This is a genomic window from Nocardiopsis alkaliphila YIM 80379 (genome assembly GCF_000341005.1).
Classification (GTDB): Bacteria; Actinomycetota; Actinomycetes; order Streptosporangiales; family Streptosporangiaceae; genus Nocardiopsis; species Nocardiopsis alkaliphila.
Map to the genome: position 1 here is coordinate 1 of NZ_ANBD01000207.1, position 994 is coordinate 994.

Sequence of the window (994 nt, forward strand, 5' to 3'; positions counted from 1 at the left end):
TCAACGACTACGGCTACGGCTGGCGCCGCCTGTCCGACCACGAGATCACGGCGAGCACGAACTACTACCGCAAGCTCGGCAAGCACATGGGGATCAAGGACATCCCCCAGACCTACGAGGAGTTCCGTGACCTCATGGACTCCCAAGAGGAGGAACACTTCGCCTACACCGAGGGCGGACGCGCGGTCTCCGACGCCACCCTCGAGTTGATGGTGAACTTCTACCCGGCCTGGCAGCGTCCCCTGGTCCGCCCCTTCACCAAGGCCCTGTTGGACGACAGCCTGATCAAGGCGTTCCGCTATCCGGAGCCATCGGCTTTTTGGCGCAAGGCCGGCGACGTGGCGATGAAGGCACGTGCCAAGGTGGTACGCCGGATGAAGCCGCGCACGGAGCCGCGTTGGGCCCGGATGAGCCCCAATATCCGCACCTACCCCGATGGTTACGATCCCTCCCGCATCGGTACCTTCCCCCAGGGATGCCCGGTACCCCATGACATGCTCACGCAGGAGATCCCCGCCACCGGCGCGAAGGTCCCCGCCCCCGGTCAGGCCCTCGCTCCCCGATCGAACACCCCTGAGCAGCGGTAGGGAGCGGGGACGCCCCGGATCCCTCCCTCGTTCCTCACCCCACCCCGCCCCGTCCCCACTCCCCTTGAAGGACCCCCGCGAATGAAGCGTTTCGACTGGCGAGACGAGATCCACCGCTTGGACGCCGAGGCCGACTGCGTCCGCATCGTCCAGATCCTGAACTCACACGAGTTCCCGTGGGACATGGGTCGAGCCCTGGGCATCGCCCTGTACCGCACCTACGCGGTGCCCAGCATCGGTGAACTGCTCGGCAAGACCGACGAGTTCACCGGAAAGACGCAGAAACGCTACGACGACACCGCGCTCATCCTGGGCAACATGATGCGGTACGGGTTCGAGCCCGGTAAGGGCCGCGACTCCCTGCGTCGGATGAACCAGATGCACCGGTCCTACGACATCAGCAACGA

General features: G+C 65.4%; 1 protein-coding gene and 1 pseudogene. Both read left to right on the top strand.

Annotation, left to right across the window (positions count from 1 at the left end; all coding sequences use genetic code 11):
* Window positions 1-587 (top strand): oxygenase MpaB family protein (locus tag D472_RS0124365; protein ID WP_017607034.1); only part of this gene is annotated, 587 nt, incomplete at its 5' end.
* A gap of 81 nt (window positions 588-668) precedes the next feature.
* Window positions 669-994: pseudogene (locus tag D472_RS0124370) on the top strand (oxygenase MpaB family protein); the annotation flags it as partial.